Origin of the sequence: Lysobacter yananisis (assembly GCF_031199375.1) — a bacterium.
GTDB classification, from domain to species: Bacteria; Pseudomonadota; Gammaproteobacteria; order Xanthomonadales; family Xanthomonadaceae; genus Lysobacter; species Lysobacter yananisis.
Genome location: NZ_CP133568.1, coordinates 3,640,807 through 3,658,915, shown reverse-complemented (window position 1 = coordinate 3,658,915; position 18,109 = coordinate 3,640,807). Strand labels below are relative to the sequence as shown.

11 protein-coding genes and 2 pseudogenes are annotated in these 18,109 nt (G+C 72.2%); 7 read left to right on the top strand and 6 right to left on the bottom strand.

Annotated elements, in window-relative coordinates; all coding sequences use genetic code 11:
• Position 1: 1 nt before the first annotated feature.
• The gene (locus RDV84_RS15320; protein WP_309150814.1) at positions 2-1,375 is read right to left on the bottom strand and encodes an MBL fold metallo-hydrolase; all 1,374 of its coding nucleotides are present in this window, start codon (positions 1,373-1,375) and stop codon (positions 2-4) included.
• Here RDV84_RS15320 and RDV84_RS26545 point away from each other — a divergent pair.
• Positions 1,281-1,547: pseudogene (locus RDV84_RS26545) on the top strand (DUF6053 domain-containing protein); the annotation flags it as partial. The gene RDV84_RS15320 and the pseudogene RDV84_RS26545 overlap by 95 nt on opposite strands.
• On the opposite strand, the pseudogene RDV84_RS26540 reads toward RDV84_RS26545, so the two are convergent.
• Positions 1,466-1,633 (bottom strand): annotated as a pseudogene (locus RDV84_RS26540) (DUF6053 domain-containing protein); the annotation flags it as partial. The pseudogenes RDV84_RS26545 and RDV84_RS26540 overlap by 82 nt on opposite strands.
• Positions 1,634-1,691: 58 nt before the next feature.
• Between RDV84_RS26540 and RDV84_RS15315 the strand changes: the two are divergent.
• The 3 genes from RDV84_RS15315 to RDV84_RS15305 all read left to right on the top strand — a co-directional run bounded on the left by RDV84_RS15315 (position 1,692) and on the right by RDV84_RS15305 (position 8,469).
• Positions 1,692-3,797, top strand: coding sequence for a M13 family metallopeptidase (locus RDV84_RS15315; RefSeq protein WP_425606257.1), 2,106 nt, complete (start codon positions 1,692-1,694; stop codon positions 3,795-3,797).
• 267 nt (positions 3,798-4,064) lie between these two features.
• Positions 4,065-6,185 (top strand): M13 family metallopeptidase, encoded by a 2,121-nt coding sequence (locus RDV84_RS15310; RefSeq protein ID WP_425606258.1) that lies wholly within the window; start codon positions 4,065-4,067, stop codon positions 6,183-6,185.
• A 268-nt stretch (positions 6,186-6,453) separates the two neighbouring features.
• The gene (locus tag RDV84_RS15305) at positions 6,454-8,469 is read left to right on the top strand and encodes a M13 family metallopeptidase (protein ID WP_309150813.1); all 2,016 of its coding nucleotides are present in this window, start codon (positions 6,454-6,456) and stop codon (positions 8,467-8,469) included.
• Between the two features lie 325 nt (positions 8,470-8,794).
• Here RDV84_RS15305 and RDV84_RS15300 read toward each other — a convergent pair whose 3' ends face one another.
• From RDV84_RS15300 to RDV84_RS15285, 4 genes are read right to left on the bottom strand one after another with little or no spacing between them, the layout of a single operon-like run.
• The gene (locus tag RDV84_RS15300) at positions 8,795-11,602 is read right to left on the bottom strand and encodes a bpX6 domain-containing protein (protein WP_309150812.1); all 2,808 of its coding nucleotides are present in this window, start codon (positions 11,600-11,602) and stop codon (positions 8,795-8,797) included.
• Positions 11,595-13,469 carry a hypothetical protein gene (locus RDV84_RS15295; RefSeq protein WP_309150811.1) on the bottom strand — a complete coding sequence of 625 codons (1,875 nt, stop codon included), beginning with the start codon at positions 13,467-13,469 and terminating at the stop codon, positions 11,595-11,597. The genes RDV84_RS15300 and RDV84_RS15295 overlap by 8 nt, the downstream gene beginning before the upstream one ends.
• A 4-nt stretch (positions 13,470-13,473) precedes the next feature.
• Positions 13,474-13,893 carry a bpX5 domain-containing protein gene (locus RDV84_RS15290; RefSeq protein WP_309150810.1) on the bottom strand — a complete coding sequence of 140 codons (420 nt, stop codon included), beginning with the start codon at positions 13,891-13,893 and terminating at the stop codon, positions 13,474-13,476.
• Positions 13,890-15,032 carry an AAA family ATPase gene (locus RDV84_RS15285; protein ID WP_078998953.1) on the bottom strand — a complete coding sequence of 381 codons (1,143 nt, stop codon included), beginning with the start codon at positions 15,030-15,032 and terminating at the stop codon, positions 13,890-13,892. The genes RDV84_RS15290 and RDV84_RS15285 overlap by 4 nt, the downstream gene beginning before the upstream one ends.
• A gap of 295 nt (positions 15,033-15,327) precedes the next feature.
• On the opposite strand from RDV84_RS15285, the gene RDV84_RS15280 reads away from it, so the two are divergent.
• The 3 genes from RDV84_RS15280 to RDV84_RS15270 are packed head-to-tail and all read left to right on the top strand — an operon-like array spanning position 15,328 to position 18,106.
• Positions 15,328-16,698 carry an ATP-binding protein gene (locus RDV84_RS15280; RefSeq protein ID WP_309150809.1) on the top strand — a complete coding sequence of 457 codons (1,371 nt, stop codon included), beginning with the start codon at positions 15,328-15,330 and terminating at the stop codon, positions 16,696-16,698.
• Positions 16,698-17,177: a hypothetical protein gene (locus tag RDV84_RS15275; RefSeq protein WP_309150808.1), complete on the top strand. Its 480-nt coding sequence runs from the start codon at positions 16,698-16,700 to the stop codon at positions 17,175-17,177. The genes RDV84_RS15280 and RDV84_RS15275 overlap by 1 nt, the downstream gene beginning before the upstream one ends.
• The gene (locus RDV84_RS15270) at positions 17,174-18,106 is read left to right on the top strand and encodes a tetratricopeptide repeat protein (protein WP_309150807.1); all 933 of its coding nucleotides are present in this window, start codon (positions 17,174-17,176) and stop codon (positions 18,104-18,106) included. The genes RDV84_RS15275 and RDV84_RS15270 overlap by 4 nt, the downstream gene beginning before the upstream one ends.
• Positions 18,107-18,109 lie beyond the last annotated feature (3 nt).

Below are 18,109 nucleotides of genomic sequence, written 5' to 3'. Positions count from 1 at the left end.
CTCAAACCTGCAACGTCAGGCCCGGCCGCGCCAGCACCGCGCGGGTGCCGAAGCGTTGGCCGATCTCGCCCGCCAGCGCTTCGCGCGCCTTGTCCTCGCCGTGCACCAGCGCCAGCGGCGGATGCCCGGCGATCGCGCCGTACCACTCGATCAGGCCGTGCTGGTCGGTGTGCGCCGACAGCCCGCCGATGGTGTGGCGCTGCGCGCGCGCGCGGATGTCGCGGCCGTGGATGCGCACCCACTGCGCGCCTTCGACCAGGCGTCGGCCGACGGTGCCCTCGGCCTGGTAGCCGACGAACACCACATGGGTCTGCGGCTTGTCGAGGTTCTGGCGGAAGTGGTGCAGGATGCGGCCGGCGTTGGCCATGCCGGAACCGGCGATGACGATCGCGCCGCGTTCGATCGCGTTGATCGCCATCGACTCCTGGGCCGATACGGTCAGGTGCAGATTGGGCAGGTCGAACGGGTTGGGCTTTTCCTTCCACACCTTCGCCGCGTCCTCGTCGAACAGTTCGGCGTGGCGGTCGTAGACGGCGACCACCTTGGCCGCCATCGGGCTGTCGAGGAAGATCTTCCAGCGCGAGAGCTTCCACTCGTCCCAGTACTTGGCGAACCAGTACAGCAGTTCCTGGCTGCGGCCGACCGCGAACGCCGGGATCAGCACGTTGCCGCCGTCGTTCCAGGCCGCTTCGAGGATGCGGCCGAGTTCGAGGATGGTTTCGGCGCGGTCCTTGTGCAGGCGGTCGCCGTAGGTCGATTCCATCAGCACCAGGTCGGCGGCGGCGATGGGTTCGGGATCGCGCAGGATCGGCGTGCCTTTCGGACCGAGGTCGCCGGAGAACACCAGGGTGCGGCCGTCGGCGCGCAGTTCCACCACCGACGAGCCGAGGATGTGGCCGGCCTCGCGCAAGGTCAGCCGCACGCCGGGCAGGATCTCGCTGTCGCTGCCGTAGCGCAGCGGGCGCACCCGGCGCATCGTTTCCTCCACGTCCTCGCGGGTGTACAGCGGCTGCAGTTCCGGCTCGCCGGCGCGGCGCTTGCGGTTGCCGCGCTCGGCTTCGCTTTCGGCGATGGACGCCGAATCCAGCAGCATGATCCGCATCAGCTCGGCGGTGGCCTGCTGGGCGTGGATCTCGCCGCGGAACCCGCGCTTGAGCAGCAGCGGCACCCGGCCGATGTGGTCGATGTGGGCGTGGCTGATCACCAGCGCGTCGAGCGCGGCGGCGTCGAAACCGAACGGATCCAGGTTGCGGCGCTCGGCTTCGGGGCTGCCCTGGATCATGCCGCAGTCGAGCAGCAGGCGATGGCCGGCGGCTTCGACTTCGTGCAGCGAACCGGTGACCTCGCCGGCCGCGCCGTGGAAATGCACTCGCATCGGATCGGACTCCTCGGCCGCGGCGGGGGCCCCGGCGTGCGCCGAAATTAGCATGCGGCCGGCGACGAAGGTTTCGCGGCGGCGGGCTGTTGTAGGAGCGACTTCAGTCCCGATGCCTTGCGATCCGTTCGCGGCGATCCGAACCATGCGCATCGGAACCGAAGCGGCCCCCACCTCGCCGCAAAGCCCGCATCGGGCAAAGCCGCCCGCCACCCCACGTGACTGAAGACACCCTCCCCCGGCGGCCGCCGGGTCCATCATCGCGGGGTTGCGCGCCCGCGCCGCGCCCGTTCCATGCCTTCAGGGAGTTCCCGCGATGACCCTCCGCCCCCGCCGCCTGTTGCTGCCGCTGGCCCTCGCCGCCGCGCTGACCGCCTGCGCCAAGCCCGAACCGTCCGCGCCGGCCGCCGCGCCGCAAGCCCAGGCCCCGGCGCCCGCCGCCGCGCTCGCGCTCGACGAGTCCAAGCTGCCGCAGCCGGTGCGCTTCGCCGCGACCGACCTGGACCCGTCCCGCAACGCCTGCGACAGCCTCACCGGCTACGTCAACGCCAAGTGGTTCGCGGCCAACCCGATCCCCGGCGACCGCTCCTCGTGGGGCGTGTCCGACGTGCTGGCCGAACGCTCGCTGGCGATCCAGCGCCAGCTCGCCGAACAGGCCGCCGGCGACGCCAAGGCCGCCGGCGTGGAGAAACTGATCGGCGACCTGTGGGCCACCGGCATGGACGAGGCCAAGATCAACGCCCAGGGCCTGGCGCCGCTGAAGGACGAACTGGCGGCGATCGACGCGGTGGATTCGCCCGCGCGCCTGTCGGCCTACCTGCGCGACAGCGCCGCGCTCGGCCGCAACGTGCTGTTCGACTTCTCGCCGGAAGCCGACTTCAAGAACTCCGCGGTGAACATGGCCTACGCCGTGCAGGGCGGGCTCGGCCTGCCCGACCGCGGCTATTACTTCGACGCCGACAAGCGCGACAAGCTCGCCGCCTACGGCAAGCACATCGCCAAGGTGCTGGAGCTGGCCGGCGCCAGCGTCGCCGACGCGCAAGCGCAGGCCAAGGCCGTGCTCGAATTCGAAACCCGGCTGGCGCGGGTGTCGCTGTCGAGCGAGCAGTTCTCGCGCGACGTCGCCCTGTACTACAACCCGATCAGCCCGGCCAAGGCCGACGAACTGACCCCGAATTTCTCCTGGACCCAATTCTTCGAATCCCAGGGCGTGGCCGCGCCGAAGACGTTCTCGCTGGCGGTGCCCGGCTTCCACCAGGAAGTCAGCAAGATGATCGCCGACGTGCCGCCGGCGACCTGGCGCGCGTTCCTGCGCTACCACACCGTCGACAACGCCTCGCCCTACCTCGGCGACGCTTTCGTCGCCGAGAACTTCGAATTCCACGCCAAGACCATGCTCGGCCAGAAGGAGCCCAAGGCGCGCTGGAAGCGCGTGCTCGGCGGCATCGACGACCAGGCCGGCGAGGCGATGGGCCAGCTCTACGTCAAGGTCGCGTTCCCGCCGGACGCCAAGGCCCAGACCGAGGCGCTGGTGCAGCAGCTGCGCACCGCGTTGAAGGCGCGCATCGAGAACCTGTCGTGGATGAGCGCCGACACCAAGAAGAAGGCGCTGGAGAAGTGGGCCAGCTTTACTCCGAAGATCGGCTACCCCGACAAGTGGCGCGACTGGAGCGGCCTGGCGACCGGCCGCGACAGCTACTACGCCAACGTCATGGCCGCCAACGAATTCAATTACAAGTGGCGCCTGGGCAAGATCGGCCAGCCGGTCGACAAGACCGAATGGAACATGAGCCCGCAGACGGTCAACGCCTACTACAACCCGCTGCAGAACGAGATCGTGTTCCCGGCCGCGATCCTGCAGCCGCCGTTCTTCGATCCCAAGGCCGACGCGGCGATCAACTACGGCGGCATCGGCGCGGTGATCGGCCACGAGATGACCCACGGTTACGACGACCAGGGCGCGCGCTTCGACGCCCGCGGCAACCTCGCCGACTGGTGGACGCCGGCCGACGCCAAGGGCTTCGCCGCGCGCAGCCAGAAGCTGATCGAGCAGTTCGACGGCTACGAGGCGGCGCCGGGGCTGAAGGTCAACGGCAAGCTGACTCTGGGCGAGAACATCGCCGACCTCGGCGGCCTGGCCACCGCCTACGACGCCATGCATCGGGCCGTCGGCGACACGCCCGATCCCAAGACCGACGGCTTCAGCCGCGACCAGCGCTTCTTCATGAGCTATGCGATGAGCTGGCGCGACCGCTACACGCCGGACCTGCTGAAGGTGCTGGTCGCCTCCAACCCGCACGCCCCCAGCGACCTGCGCGCGATCGGCGCGCCGTCGAACCTGCCGGCCTACGCCGCCGCGTTCTCGTGCAAGCCCGGCCAGGCGATGGTGCGCACGGCGGACAAGCAGGTCGTCATTTGGTGACTCGGGACCGGGGACCCGGGACCCGGGACCCGCCAGAAGCCCGGCGATCTGCCGCTCTGCTCGGACCCCGGTCCCTGGTCCCCGGTCCCCGGTCCCGCCCTCCCAGAACATTACGAAGCCGTCACACATGACCTTCGACACCCTGCGGGCACGCCCCGCCGGACTATCGTCGGCCCGGTGCCGGGGGCTCGCGCCTGCCGCGACGCCCTGGAATCGGCCACAATTCCCGCCTCGTTTCACGCCTACGCCTTACGGCCGGAGCCCGCTGTGACCCTCAAGAAACCGCAAGTCCTGTTGTTGTCCGTCGCCATCGCCACCGCCGTGGCGGCCTGCGGCGGCAAAACCGAAGCCCCGGCCGCGAACGCACCGGCCGCCGACCAGGCCGCCGCCAAGCCGGCCGAACCCGCCGCGCTGACGCTCGACGAGAGCAAGCTGCAGAAGGTCAACCGCTTCGAGATCGGCGACCTGGACAGCAGCAAGGACGCCTGCGTCGACTTCGCCGGCTACGCCAACGGCAAGTGGCTCGCGGCCAACCCGATCCCGGGCGACCGCACCTCCTGGGGCGCGTTCGAAATGCTCGACGAGCGTTCCAACGACGTCCAGCACCAGCTCGCCCAGCAGGCCGCGGCCGACACCAAGGCCACCGGCGTGGAGAAGATCGTCGGCGACCTGTGGGCCACCGGCATGGACGAGGCCAAGATCAACGCCCAGGGCCTGGAACCGCTGAAGGGCGACCTGGCCAAGATCGACGCGATCGACAGCCCCGAGAAGATCGCCGCCTACCTGCGCGAGACCGCCGCGACCGGCGACAACCCGCTGTTCGGCTTTGGCGCCGAGGCCGACTTCAAGGATTCGGCCAACAACATCGCCTACGCCTCGCAGGGCGGCCTGAGCCTGCCCGACGCGCCGTACTACACCGACGCCAAGTTCAAGGACAAGCTGGCCGCGTACGAGCAGCACGTGGCGAAGGTGCTGGAACTCGGCGGCGCCAAGCCCGAGGACGCCGCCAAGCAGGCCAAGGACGTGATCGCGTTCGAGACCCGCCTGGCCAAGGCCTCCAAGACCCGCGAGCAGCTCTCGCGCGACGTCTCGCTGTACTACAACCCGCTCAGCCCGGCCAAGGCCGACGAACTGACCCCGAACTTCTCCTGGACCAAGTTCTTCGAGTCGCAGGGCGTGGCCGCGCCGAAGATGTTCTCGCTGGCGGTGCCGGGCTTCCACCAGGAAGTCAGCAAGATGATCGCCGACACCCCGGCCGCCGCCTGGCAGGCCTACCTGCGCTTCCACGCGATCGACGGCGCCTCGCCGTTCCTGTCCGACGCGTTCGTGCAGGAGAACTTCAACTTCTATTCCAAGACCCTGCGCGGCCAGAAGGAAATGAAGGACCGCTGGAAGCGCGTGCTCGACACCGTCGAGGGCCAGGCCGGCGAAGCGATGGGCCAGCTGTACGTGAAGGTCGCGTTCCCGGCCGAATCCAAGCAGCGCATGCAGGCGCTGGTGGAGAACCTGCGCCAGGCGCTGAAGGTGCGCATCGAGAACCTGTCGTGGATGAGCGCCGACACCAAGAAGAAGGCGCTGGAGAAGTGGGCCGGCTTCACCCCCAAGATCGGCTACCCGGACAAGTGGCGCGACTGGAGCGGCCTGGCGACCAGCCGCGACAGCTACTACGCCAACGTCAAGGCGGCCAACGAGTTCAACTACAAGTGGAACCTGAGCAAGGTCGGCAAGCCGGTCGACAAGACCGAGTGGGGCATGAGCCCGCAGACCGTCAACGCCTACTACAACCCGCTGCAGAACGAGATCGTGTTCCCGGCCGCGATCCTGCAGCCGCCGTTCTTCGATCCCAAGGCCGACGACGCGGCCAACTACGGCGGCATCGGCGCGGTGATCGGCCATGAGATGACCCACGGCTACGACGACCAGGGTTCGCGCTTCGGCCCGACCGGCAACATGGAAGTGTGGTGGGCGCCGTCCGACGCCAAGGCGTTCTCGGGCCTGACCGGCAAGCTGATCAAGCAGTTCGACGGCTACACCGCGATCGGCGGCCAGAAGGTCAACGGCACCCACACCCTGGGCGAGAACATCGCCGACCTCGGCGGCCTGGCCACCGCGTACGACGCGATGAAGAAGGCCGCGGGCGAGACCCCGGACCCGAAGACCGACGGCCTGACCCGCGACCAGCGCTTCTTCCTCAACTGGGCCACGGTGTGGCGCCGCAACTTCACCCCGGACGAGGAGAAGATGCGCCTGCAGACCGACGAGCACGCGCTGGCCAACTTCCGCGCGATCGGCGCGCCGTCGAACCTGCCGTCGTTCGCGGCCGCGTTCTCGTGCAAGCCGGGCCAGCCGATGGTGCGCGAGGGCGACAAGCAGGTGATCATCTGGTGATCGTGGCGGCGCGGTAATTGCGCCGAAGCCGATGCATCGACGAAGGCCCGGGGATTCCCCGGGCCTTTGTTTTTGCTTAGCCCCTCTCCCGCTTGCGGGAGATGGGTTGGGATGAGGACCGCCCGCCGCCGCCCTCATCCGGCCCTTCGGGCCGCCTTCTCCCGCCAGCGGGAGGAGGAACAGCGTCACGACACCGAACTCCCAACCCCGTTCACCGCCATCCCACGCCGGATTGTTAAACTCCCGCATCCTCCGGATGGACTACGCGATGCTGACCCTACGCCCGCTTGCCTGCGCCCTCGCCCTGAGCCTCATCGCCGGCCTGGCCTCGCCCGCCGCCGACGCCGCCAAGAAGAAGGCCGCGCCCAAGTCCAAGGCCCCGGCCGTCGCCAACGCCTGCACCGACTTCTACGGCAACGCCAACGCCGATTGGCTGCGCGCCAACCCGCTGTCCGGCGCCGCCTCGGTCTCGGCGCTGGAAACCCTGGCCAACAACGCCCGCCGCCAGCAGTTGGAACTGCTCAACACCGCGATGACCTCGCCGCAGGGCAACGTGCAGAAGCTGCTCGGCGACTTCTGGGCCAGCGGCCTGGACGAGGCCGCGGTCGAGCGCGACGGCTCGCAGCCGATCGCCCCGCTGCTGGGCCGCATCAACGCGATCAAGAAGTCCAAGGACATCCCCGCCTCGATCGCCGCCCTGCACCAGGTCGGCATCCCGGTGCTGTTCAACTTCGGCGCCGACATCGACCTGCAGGACCTGGAACGCCACATCGGCTACTTCAGCCAGGGCGGCCTGGGCCTGCCCGACCCGGCGTACTACACCCGCACCGACAACGACACCCGCCAGCTGCTGGCGCAGTACAACGTCTACGTGCAGAAGATCCTGACCCTGACCGGCACGCCGAAGGAAAAGCTCGCCGCCGAGTCGCAGCTGGTGATCGATCTGGAAACCCGCCTGGCCCGCGCCTCCAAGCCGCTGGCGGACCTGCGCGATCCGCGCGCGAACTACGCGACGGTCGCCACCAACACCCTGGGCAAGACCTACAAGCGCCTGCAGCTGGGCGACTTCCTCAAGGCCCAGGGCGTCAGCGACGACAGCGTGTCGATGGCCAATCCGGCGCTGTTCGCCGAGATGGACAAGCTGATCGACCAGCTCAAGCCCGAGCAGTGGAAGACCTACCTGCGCTGGCGCGTCGGCGATTCGATGGCGCCGTACCTGGCCAAGTCGTTCCGCGACGCCGAATTCGACTTCCGCGGCAAGATCCTGCGCGGCCAGCGCGAGCAGCCCGCGCGCCAACAGGCGGTGCTCGACGCGATCACCCTCGCCGCCGGCCCGATGGTCGGCCACGAGTACGCCGCGCGCTACCTGCCGGCCGCGACCGACCAGCGCGCCGAGCAGATCGCCCAGCAGGTGCGCGAAGCGCTGGCCAAGGCCATCGACGCCGACACCCGCTTCAGCGACGGCGTCAAGAACGAAGCGCGCGCCAAGCTCGGCAAGCTCAAGATCGAAGTCGGCACGCCCAAGCGCGACCTCGACTACACCGTGCAGCCGATGGGCCGCGGCAGCTTCGGCAGCAACATGCTGATCGCCTCGACCTGGCGCCACCGCGAGGAAATGAAGCGGATCGGCCGCGGCAACGCCGACCGCCGCTGGGACGTGCTGCCGCAGGAGCCGTCGCTGGCCTACGACATCGCCCAGAACCGCCTGATCGTGACCGCGGCGATGCTGCAGGCGCCGGTGCTCGACATGAGCCGTCCGGAGTCCGCGCAGTACGGTTCCTTCGGCGCCCTGGTCGGCGCCGAGCTGACCCACGGTTTCGACAGCCGCGGCCGCTACGTCAACGCCAAGCAGGAAGTGCGCGACTGGTGGACCCCGGCCGAAGTCTCGGCCTGGGACGCGCTCGCCGCGCGCGTGGCCGCGCAGTACAGCGCCGAATCCTGGCCGGGCCTGGGCTCGGTCAAGGTCAACGGCAACCAGGTGCGCGACGTCGCCATCGCCGACCAGGCCGGCGTCGAACTGGCCTGGAGCGCGTACCGCGCCGCCCAGCCGGCCGCGAGCAAGGACGCCAACCAGACCTTCTTCAAGGCCTGGGCCGGCGTGTGGGCGCAGCAGCTGAGTCCGGAAGCGGCGGCGCAGCGCGCGGCCTCGGGCATCCACGCCCCGGGCCAGTGGCGCACCAACATCCCGCTGTCGAACCTGCCCGCCTTCGGCGAGGCCTACGGCTGCAAGGCCGGCACCGCGATGACCCGCAAGGCCGACCAGCAGATCAAGGTTTTTCCCTGATCGCCGGCGCGGTACGCGGATAACGAAAAAGCCCGGCGCCTGCCGGGCTTTTTCTTTGCGGCGGCATATCGGACGGCGCCGACATCGCGCAGCCTTGTGCAAGACCTGCGCACGCCGCGACCAACCGCAGCGATTCACCCAAGCGCCATTGCCGAAGCCCGGCCAACCGGCGCGGCCGCGCAACCGACGCCGCCCCAAGCCTCCTGCAGGAGCGGCGCGAGCCGCGACCGCGCCAACGCAGCCTCGACGCGGCGTTCGGCGCAGTTGCGCTGGCGCGGTCGCGGCTCGCGCCGCTGCTACCGGGGAACACCCGACTGCGGCGACCTCAACGCAACTGCACGCTGCGCACCTGCGAGGTCTCCACGCCGATCGACATCGCCCGCCCTTCCTCGTCGAACAGCACCAGCCGGTCGGCCTGCTCGCGCGCGCGCAGCCGCGCCTGCGGCCAGTCGATCCGCGCCACGCAGCGCGCGGCCTCGTCGTTGCCGCGGCGGATCAGGTAAGCGCGCATCCGGTAGACGCCGTGCAGCACCACCAGGAAGCCGCGCGCCAGCGGGATCAGCGAGCTCTCGCATTCGCCGCCGACCGGTTCCGGCGGTTCCAGGTCGATCGCGCAGTTGCGGCCGCTGAAGCGGAACGAGAAGCGCATGCCGCCGTCTTCGTTGGCGGCGATGACGACGTCGTCGACGGTGTTGTGCGGGTCCAGCAGCATCCAGCCGTGCGCCGGCACCTCGACCGGCTCGCGCGAGACCAACCCGCGGCTGGGATGGGTGCGGTAATGCCAGACCGTGGTGACGCCGCGGCCGGCGACCAGGAACAGTTCGTCGTGGCGCAGGAACCGCGCCTGGACGATGTCGCCGCCGAGGTCGCCGACGCTCCACAGCACCTGCAGCGGCCGTGCGCCCTCGCCCACCGGTCCGGCATCGAAGGCGACGATGCGCTGGCCGGCCACCGCCGCCCAGGCGACGCCGTCGAAGCGGTCGGCGAAGAACTGCAGCGGCAACGCGCCGAGGTCTTCGATGCGGTGCCCGGTCAGGTCGAGCCGGGCGATGCGCCAGACCGATTCGCGCCGCGCCAGCGCCAGCGCGACCTCGCCGCTGTCGCCGATCACCAGCCGGTGCGCGGGCGCCGCATAGCGTTTGAGGCAGCGGCCGGCGGCGTCGAACATCGCCGCGCCGGCTTCGCCGAACGCGGCCAGCCAGCGGCCGTCGCCGAGCGCGGCCAGATCCAGCGGCGCCTGCAGGCCGGGATCGGCCTGCAGGCTCGCCTCGAGCGCGGCGCGGCGTTCCCACAGCGGCAGCGCCGGCGGCGTCGGCGGCACGCCCCACACGGGCAGGTCGGCGTCGAGCCAGGGATCGGCGGCGAGCGCGCGGATGCGGTCGAGTTGGGCGCGTTCGAGCGCGTTGGCGCCGCCGGCGCGATCGGCCGCGAGCGCCGGCAGCGCGCGCGCGGCGATCCGCGCCAGCGCGTCGTTGCGCTGCGCGTGCGCGATCGTCGCCAGGGCGAGGCCGAGCGCTTCGCGCGGCGCCGCCGGCGCGTCCGGGTCGGTCAGTTCGGCGACGCGCCCGGCGTAGTGCTGCAGGGTGTCGGGCAGCAGCGCGGCGCGGCGCACCAGCGCGCGCGCCGACAGTTCGGCGCCGCCGGCCTCGGCGGTCTGCAGCCAGCGCGCGGCCTGTTCGCGCGAATCCGGGTCCGGCCACACCGCTTCCACCGCGTCCAGCCAGCGCCCTTGCGCGGCCAGCGCGCGGCCCCATTCGCGGCGCAGGCTCAGCGCGTGCGCGCGGTGTCCGGACGCGCCTTCCAGCAGCGCCAGCGCCGTGGCGAAGGCGTTGTCGCGGCGCGCCACCAGCGTCGCGCGCTCGGCGTCGCCGGCCAGCATCAGCAGGCGGATGATCGCGTCGGCCGGCATGTCCCAGCCCAGGGCCAGTTCCGCCGCCTGCGCCGCGCGCCCGTGCTTGACCAGATAGTCCAGCGCTTCCTGGCGCGCGTTGAGCAACTCGGCCAGCACGAACACCGCTTCGTCGATCTTGCCCGCGCCGTCGAGCCGCTCGAACGCGCGGCGGTAACGCTGGCGCAGCAGTTCGCGGATGTCGTGGCCCGCGCCGATGCTGGCGCCGACGTTGCGCTGCGCGCTCAGGCTGAGGTCGTCGCGGCGGCCCGGCGTGCCGAAGGACTGGCCGAGCGAACCGGCGTCGTCGCCGTCGATCGGCAGCGCGTGGCGCAAGGCTTCCAGGGTATCGCCGTGGTCGAACTGTTCCAGCAGCCGGCGCAGGTAGGCGCCCTGGCGCAGGCCGATCAGCCGCGCCGCGCCGCTGGCCGCGGCCATGCGCGCGAGCGCGGCGCGCCAGCGCTGCGGCAGCACCGTGTTGCGGCGCTGGGCGATGCCGCCGGCGGAACCGGACGTCGTCGCGTCGGCCACGCCGGATCCGAATCCGCCCGCGCCACCGCCACCGCCGCCGAAGCCGAAGCCGACGCCCAGCCCGGGAAAGCGGCGCAGCAACCACGCCGCGGCGCCATCGCGCACGCCGGTCGCGCGTTCCAGCAGGCCCGGCTTGTCGTTGCCTGCATCGTCGCGGTCGCGGCCCAGCGCGCGCAGGAAGCGCTGGCGTTCCTCGCTCGGCGGTGCGATGCGGTCGCCGAGCAGTTCGCGCACCGCCTTGCCGGCGATCTTGTCCGGCTGCAGCTTGGGCAGCGCGCGGTCGCAGACGAAGGTGTCGTGCAGGGCGTAGTCGTCGAGTTCGATCGCCAGCGACGGGTCCAGCGCTTCGCCGTCGGCCAGATCCAGCGCCAGCGACTGCCCGCCCAGCACCAGGCGCACGTCGGCCGGCGCCAGGCCCTCGCGTTCGGCCGTGGTCAGCGGGCCGGCGTAGAGGCCGTGCGCGCCGATCCGGCACAGCGGCGTGCCGCCGGCGTCGTCGCAGTGCAGCGCGCGTTCGGCCTCGAAGCGCAGCAGGTCGCCGCGCGCGGGACCGCGGTCGAAGCGCCAGGCGCGGCAGCCCGGCGCCCACCAATGCAGCAGGCGTTCGCCGCGCTGCTGCGCGTTGAGCAGGTCCGCCGGCAGCCACAGCCCGGCCACGGCCTGCTGGCCGCGCCATACCGGATACCGCACCTGCGCGCCGTGCGCGTCACTCATCTGCGCTCCCCCCGGCGTAGATCGTGGTGCTGGCGCCGCGTTCGTGCAACACCACCAGTCGGCCGTCGAGATCGATCAGGGCGATGGTCTCGCCGCCGCCGGCGACGCTGCCGACGCTGAGCCGGGTCGCCGACTGGTACAGGGTGCGGCGCTCTTTCTCGCCGATCGCCAGCACCGCGGTGCGGTCGGGGTTGATCGCGATCAACGCGGCCGCGCCCTCGGGCCCGGCGTCGACCCCGATCACCTTCCACTCGCTCGGCAGGATGATCTCGAAATCGGCGGTCTTGTCCTGCTCCAGCCACTGCAGCACCCGCCACAAGCCGGCGCGGTCGCCGCCGTGGCCGCCGATGCGCAGTTCCACCGCGGCGGTGCGCAGGTAGCGGCGATCGACCCGCTCGGCGTGCAGCCACGCCGACAGCGGCGTGCCCGCGCACTCGGCCTTGGCCAGGATCTGCCCGCCGAAACCGGCGCGCGTGCAGCAGACCTGCAGTTCGCTGTCGCGCACGCGCAGGTAATCGACCCAGGCGCCGTGCATCGGCGCGAACGCCAGCACGTCCTCGGAATACGGGCCGTTGCCGAAACTGGCCGCGCGCGCGGTGTCGGCGTCCTGGCGCCAGCGCCACAGCTTGCCGGCGGCCAACATCAGAAGTTCCGCCGCCGGCGCGGCGTCGTAGGCCTGGCGTTCGGGCTGCACACGCGTCAGCGGCAGCCAGCGGCCCTGTCCGGGCGCGCTGTTGAGCGCGTCGGGACGGTCGCCGTGGCTGAAACCGCTCAGCGACCAGAACACCAGCCCGGCCGCGCTCGCCACCGCGCCGCCGAACTGGTGCTTGTGGATCGTCGCCGCCAGCAGCGAACGCGCCGGGCCCCAGCGCACCAGGGTCGGCATGCCGAGCCGGCGCTTGCCGCTGAGGCGCTGCACGTAGGCCGCGGCGCCGTCGAGCAGCGGCACCGCCACGTCGTGGCCGTCGGCCGAGAACAGCGGCGGTTGCTTGAGCGAAATCCGCTTGCGCATGCGCACGATCCGCACTTCGCCGTCGTGCTCGACGAGCGGCGCCAGGCTCGAGCCGCGCGCCAGCACGAACTGCCCGCGCAGCAAGCGCGTCGCGCGCGCCGGATCGGGCAAGGCCAGGGTCGCCTCGCGCCGCGCCCGGGCCGCGCTGACCGTCACCGCCAGTTCGCCCGCCTGCGCCGCGCCGATGCCGACGCGGTGGCCGAGCCCGTGGCCCGCGCCCGGCGCGCCGATCGACCAGCGTTCGCCGGGGCTCGGCTCCAGCGCGTCCAGGTGCTGCGCCCATTGCTGTTCCAGCGCCGCGCGCGCCGCGCTCGAACCGGCATGGCCGGCGTCGGCGCGGAACCGCCACGCGCGCGCATCGAGCAGTTGCCGCAAGTGATCGGCGCTGGCGGCCTCGTGCAGTTCGCCGGGAATGCCGAGCACGCCCCACGCGAACCGCGCCTTGGCCGCCTGCGCGCGCTGCGCCAGCAGGATCCACAAAGCCAGATGCAGCAGCCGCGGCGCGCCCAACTGCGCCGGGCCGCTGTCGAACACCGCCACGGTCAGCGCATCGGCCTGGCGCGCGACCAGCTTCGGGCTCAGGAACAGATGCTCGCCGCCGGCGGCGCGGCGGTCGAATTCCTCCGGCGCGGCGTCGGCCAGCGCCCACTCGCTCAGCAGCAGGCGCTCATAGCTGCCGCGCCGGCGCAGGTCGTCGATGCCTTCGGGTTCCAGTTGCCCGCTCTGCGCGCGCAGGCGGAACGCGCCCAGCAGCGGATGCAGGCGCAGCAGCAGTTCGCCGAGCGCGCCGGCCAGGTCCGGGTCGAACCAGTCCAGCCACGGCCGCCAGGGCGTCAGGGTCGCGGGCAGGCGCATGCGCTCAGTCCTGCCAGCGCGCGCGGATCTGCGCGATCAGTTCGTCGCTGGCCGGCAACGCGCGATGCAACGGCACCAGTCGCGCCGGCTCGCGCAGCATCAGCAGCGGCGATTGCGGATGCCGCCGCGCCAGCGCGCGCTGCAGCAGGTCCAGCGGCAACTGCGGGCGCTGGGTGGTCGGCAGCCACAGCGCCGGCGCGGGCTCGCGCGGGGCGATGTAGAGCACGCCCTCGCACCAGGGCAGCGCGTCGCCGGGGCCGGTGGCGACCAGCACGTCGGCGTTGGCGGTCAGCGCGAGCGCGCCGCGCCGCGCCGGCTCCAGCGCCTGCAGCGCGGCCAGCAGCGCGCGCGACGCGGCGCGGCCGACTCCGGCCGCGCCTTGCGGCGGCGGCGGTTCCGGCTCCGGGCCCCACGACCACTTCATGCCGCCGCCGACACCCGCTCGGCCAGGCGCGCGCGTTCGGCGGCCAGTTCGGCCGGCAACGCGTCGGCGTCGAAGTTGGCGTCGATCTCGCGCAGCAAGGCTTCGGCGATAACGCCCGCGCCGGGCGCGTCGCCGGGGCCGGCCAGGCAGGCGCGCGCGGCTTCGAGCAAGCGCGCGACCCGCGACACCGGCTGCAGCGCGGCATGCTCGACCGCCGCGCGCAGGGTCGGATTGGCGGCGGCGGCGAGCGAATCGCGCAGCACATCCTGCGCCGCCACCTGCGCCTCGCGCGTGGGCAGCACGTAGAACAGCGGCCACAGGTCGGCCTCGGTCGCGTGGTCGCGCCCGGCCAGCACCGCGGCCGCGGCGATCAGGCGCTGGGCCTTGACGATGCGCCGGTCCGACAGGCTCAGCCCGGCGCCGCGCAGCTTGCGGATCGCATCGGCCAGCGCGCCGCGCGCGCGTTCCATCGCCACCGCCGGCACCCGCCGGCTCAGTTCGTCGATGTCGCTCAGTTCGGCCTGGTGCGACAAGGCCAGGCGCTCGGCCTGCCAACCGCCGGCGAGCAAGGCTTCGAGCTGGTGGTCCGGCACCGGCTCGACGAACAGGTGCAGCAGGAAGCGGTCGGCGAAGGCGGCCAGCGATTCGTCGTCGGGCAGCGCGTTGGACGCGCCGACGCAGACCCGCAGCGGGCACGCGATCTGGGTGTGGCCGCGGCGGAAGCGGCGCTCGTTGAGCACGCCGAGCAAGGTGTTGAGGATCGCGGTCGAGCCCAGGAACACTTCGTCGAGGAAGGCGACCTCGGCCTGCGGCAGCATGCCGCTGACGTCGGTCTCGACCACGCCCTCGCGCAGCCGGCGCAGGTCGACCGGGCCGAACAGTTCCGACGGCTCGGTGAAGCGGCCCAGCAGGTATTCGAAATAACGCCCGCCCAACGCCGCGGCGACCCGGCGCACCACCGCGCTCTTGGCGGTGCCGGGCGGGCCGAGGATCAACAAGTGCTCCTGCGCCACCGCCGCCAGCACGATCAGTTCGGCCAGTTGCTCGCGTTCGATCAGGCCGGTGGTGGCCGCGTGCACGGCATCGCGGACGCGGGCCGCGGCGTGTTGCGCGGCGGAGTCTTGCGGGCTGGAAATCATGGCGGAGGCGGCCTGGGTCCTTAGGCCGCGCGCGCGGCGGCGTGGCCGGCGCGGCGGGCGGGCGTGGAATCGGTAGGAGGGTCGGCCGCGCGCGCATGCCGCGGCCACAGCGCGCACTGTAGGCGCGGGCCGCGCGAAACCGCAACTGCGGTCGCGTTAGGATCGTGAGCGGCGCAGCGCTCGCGCGCCGTCGCCGCCACGCGCGGCGGTTGGTTACCCTATCGCTCCCCTGCTCCACCGACCCGCTCCACCGATCCGCTCCATTCACCCGCTCCGCTCCGGCCCGGATGCCGCCATGCCCGATACGCCACCGAACGATCCCACCGCCGGCCTGCTCGCCGCGCTCGCCGCCGGCCCCGACAATCCGGCGCTGGCCCGGTTGGTGGTCGACGCCTGCCTGGGCGCGGCCGACGCCGCCGCGCTGGGCCGCGCGCTGGACCTGTCCGGTCCGGCCCTGCTCGCCGATCCGGCCCAGCGCGACGCCGCGCTGGCGCTGCTGCTGCGCGCCGGCGACGACGCGCGCGCGCTCGCCGTCGCCGCGCCCGATTCGGCCGCCGCGCTGGTCGCGCAGGCGCGGCTGAAGCTCGGCGAGGGCGCGCGCGACGAAGCCCGCGCGCTTTACCAACGCGCGATCGCGCTGAATCCGGCGCTGGAAGACGCCGCGCTGGCCTCGGAACTCAGCGGCAAGGTGATCTCGCTCGCCGCCGCGCGCCGGCCGAGTCCCGGCCCCGGCGCGCAGACCAGCATCGCCAACGACGACACCGACGCCGACGACGTGGTCCGCCTGCTGCAACCGGCGCAGGCGCGGATCGACTTCGCCCAGGTCGGCGGGCTGGACGAGGTCAAGCAGCAGATCCGCCGCCGCATCGTCACCCCGTTCCTCAAGCCCTCGCTGTTCGAGCGCTTCAAGCGCCGCTCCGGCGGCGGCATCCTGATGTACGGCCCGCCCGGCTGCGGCAAGACCCTGCTCGCCCGCGCCACCGCCGGCGAGTGCGGCGCGCGCTTCTTCAACGTCGCCATCACCGACGTGCTGGACATGTACATCGGCGAATCCGAGCGCAAGCTGCACGCGATCTTCGAGACCGCGCGCCGCCAGGCGCCGGCGGTGGTGTTCTTCGACGAAGTCGAGGCCATCGGCGGCAAGCGCCAGCACTCGCGCGAGGCCGGCGCGGCCAAGCTGGTCAGCCAGTTCCTGACCGAACTCGACGGCTTCGCCCAGAACAACAGCGGCGTGCTGATCCTCGGCGCGACCAACGTGCCGTGGGCGGTCGACGCCGCGTTCCGCCGCCCCGGCCGCTTCGACCGGGTGCTGTTCGTGCCGCCGCCGGACGAGCCGGCGCGGCGCACGATCCTGCAATTGCTGCTGCGCGAGCGGCCGCAGGCCGACGGCATCGACGCCGGCGAACTGGCGCGGCTGACCTCGGGCTACTCCGGCGCCGACCTCGGCCATCTGGTCGAGACCGCGGTCGACGAGGCGATCGAGGAATCGATCGAACAAGGCCGCGAGGCGCCGCTGACCATGCAGCACCTGCGCACCGCGCTCAAGGACACCCGCGCGACCACCCTGGAATGGCTGACCACCGCGCGCAACCACGCGCGCTACGCCAACCAGGGCGGCCAGTACGACGAGGTGCTGGACTTCCTCAAACGCCACGGAGCCGGCTGATGGCCGAACGCGCCCTGTACCGCCTGCCCGACGAGCCGCTGCCGTCGGGCCTGAGCCGCTACGCCACCGATCCGCTGTGGCCGCTGCTGACCCTGATGCTGGCCGGCGGCGGCTTCGGCCTGGCCTGGTTCGCGTTCAACTCCGCCGCGCTCGGCAGCCCGACCCGCATGCGCGAATGGGGCTGCGTCGCGCTCAGCCTGCTCGGCGCGCCGGTGCTGGTGATCGCGGTGACCGTCGCGGTCGGCGCGGGCTGGCTGACGCCGGCGGCGGCGCAGTACGCGCTGCTGTCGGTGCTGCTGCTCAAGGTCGCGGTGGCCTACGCGCTGTACCTGATGCAGCAACGCACCTTCGACATCTGGGAGCACTACGGCGGCGAGCCGCGCAACGGCATGCCGCTGACGATCCTGCTGGCCGTGGTCGGACGCGGCGCGCTCGACCTGTCGGCGCTGCCGCCGCTGCTGCGGGCGGCGCTGCAATGAGCGCCTTCGGCCACGACGCGCTGTACCGCATGGCCGAGCGCTACTACGCGCACGGCCAGATCGACGCCGCCATCGACGCGCTGCTGCGCCTGCTCGGCGAGGACGCCGACCACAGCGACGCGCACGCGTTCCTGGCGCTGTGCCTGGTCAAGCGCAAGCGCCTGCACGCGGCCGCGCTGGAGGCGCGGCGCGCGCTGGAGCTGACGCCCGAGTCGGCGTTCGCGCACCTGGCCGCGGCCAGCGCGGCGACCGCGCAGCGCCGCTACGCCGATGCCGAAGCGCACCTGCAGGCCGCGCGCGAACGCTCGCCGGAGGCGGCGGCGGTGGCCGACGCCTTCGCCCGCCTCTACCGCGCCTGGGGCCGCGACGCGCAGGCGCTGGAGCAGGCGCGCCGGGCCTGCGCGCTCGATCCCGACGATCCCGACTACCCCGCCCTGCTGGCCTGGCTGGAACTGCGCCGCGGCGACCGCGCGCAAGCCGAGCGGCTGGCGCGCGAGGTGCTCGCCGGCCATCCCGAACACCTCGACGCGCTGTGCGTGCTCGGCCACTGCGAACTCGCCCGCGGCCGCGCCGACAGCGCCCGCGAGCACGCCGCCTGGGCCCTGCAGATCGATCCCACCGACGCCGACGCGCTGACCCTGATGGCCGCCGTCAAGGCGCGCCAAAGCCCGCTGCTGGGCCTGTGGTGGCGCTTGCAGAGCTTCCTCAGCGCCGGCTCGCGCACGCGCATGGTGTTGCTGCTGCTGGGCATGTTCCTGATCTACCGCATCGCCCTGATCGCGTTGCCGCAGCAGGGACTGGCGCAATGGGTCGGCCCGATCTCGTACGGCTGGCTGCTGTTCTGCGCCTACACCTGGATCGCGCCGACGCTGTTCTGGCGCTCGGTCAAGAAGGAACTGGAACAGGTGCGGCTGCGCCCCGGTTTCTGAGCG

Excerpts from the sequence above, each read along its gene's own strand:
- RDV84_RS15320 (WP_309150814.1), bottom strand. The coding sequence starts at position 1,375 with ATGCGAGTGCATTTCCACGGCGCGGCCGGCGAGGTCACCGGTTCGCTG.
- RDV84_RS15315 (WP_425606257.1), top strand. The coding sequence starts at position 1,692 with ATGACCCTCCGCCCCCGCCGCCTGTTGCTGCCGCTGGCCCTCGCCGCC.
- RDV84_RS15305 (WP_309150813.1), top strand. The coding sequence starts at position 6,454 with ATGCTGACCCTACGCCCGCTTGCCTGCGCCCTCGCCCTGAGCCTCATC.
- RDV84_RS15300 (WP_309150812.1), bottom strand. The coding sequence starts at position 11,602 with ATGAGTGACGCGCACGGCGCGCAGGTGCGGTATCCGGTATGGCGCGGC.
- RDV84_RS15295 (WP_309150811.1), bottom strand. The coding sequence starts at position 13,469 with ATGCGCCTGCCCGCGACCCTGACGCCCTGGCGGCCGTGGCTGGACTGG.
- RDV84_RS15290 (WP_309150810.1), bottom strand. The coding sequence starts at position 13,893 with ATGAAGTGGTCGTGGGGCCCGGAGCCGGAACCGCCGCCGCCGCAAGGC.
- RDV84_RS15285 (WP_078998953.1), bottom strand. The coding sequence starts at position 15,032 with ATGATTTCCAGCCCGCAAGACTCCGCCGCGCAACACGCCGCGGCCCGC.
- RDV84_RS15280 (WP_309150809.1), top strand. The coding sequence starts at position 15,328 with ATGCCCGATACGCCACCGAACGATCCCACCGCCGGCCTGCTCGCCGCG.
- RDV84_RS15275 (WP_309150808.1), top strand. The coding sequence starts at position 16,698 with ATGGCCGAACGCGCCCTGTACCGCCTGCCCGACGAGCCGCTGCCGTCG.
- RDV84_RS15270 (WP_309150807.1), top strand. The coding sequence starts at position 17,174 with ATGAGCGCCTTCGGCCACGACGCGCTGTACCGCATGGCCGAGCGCTAC.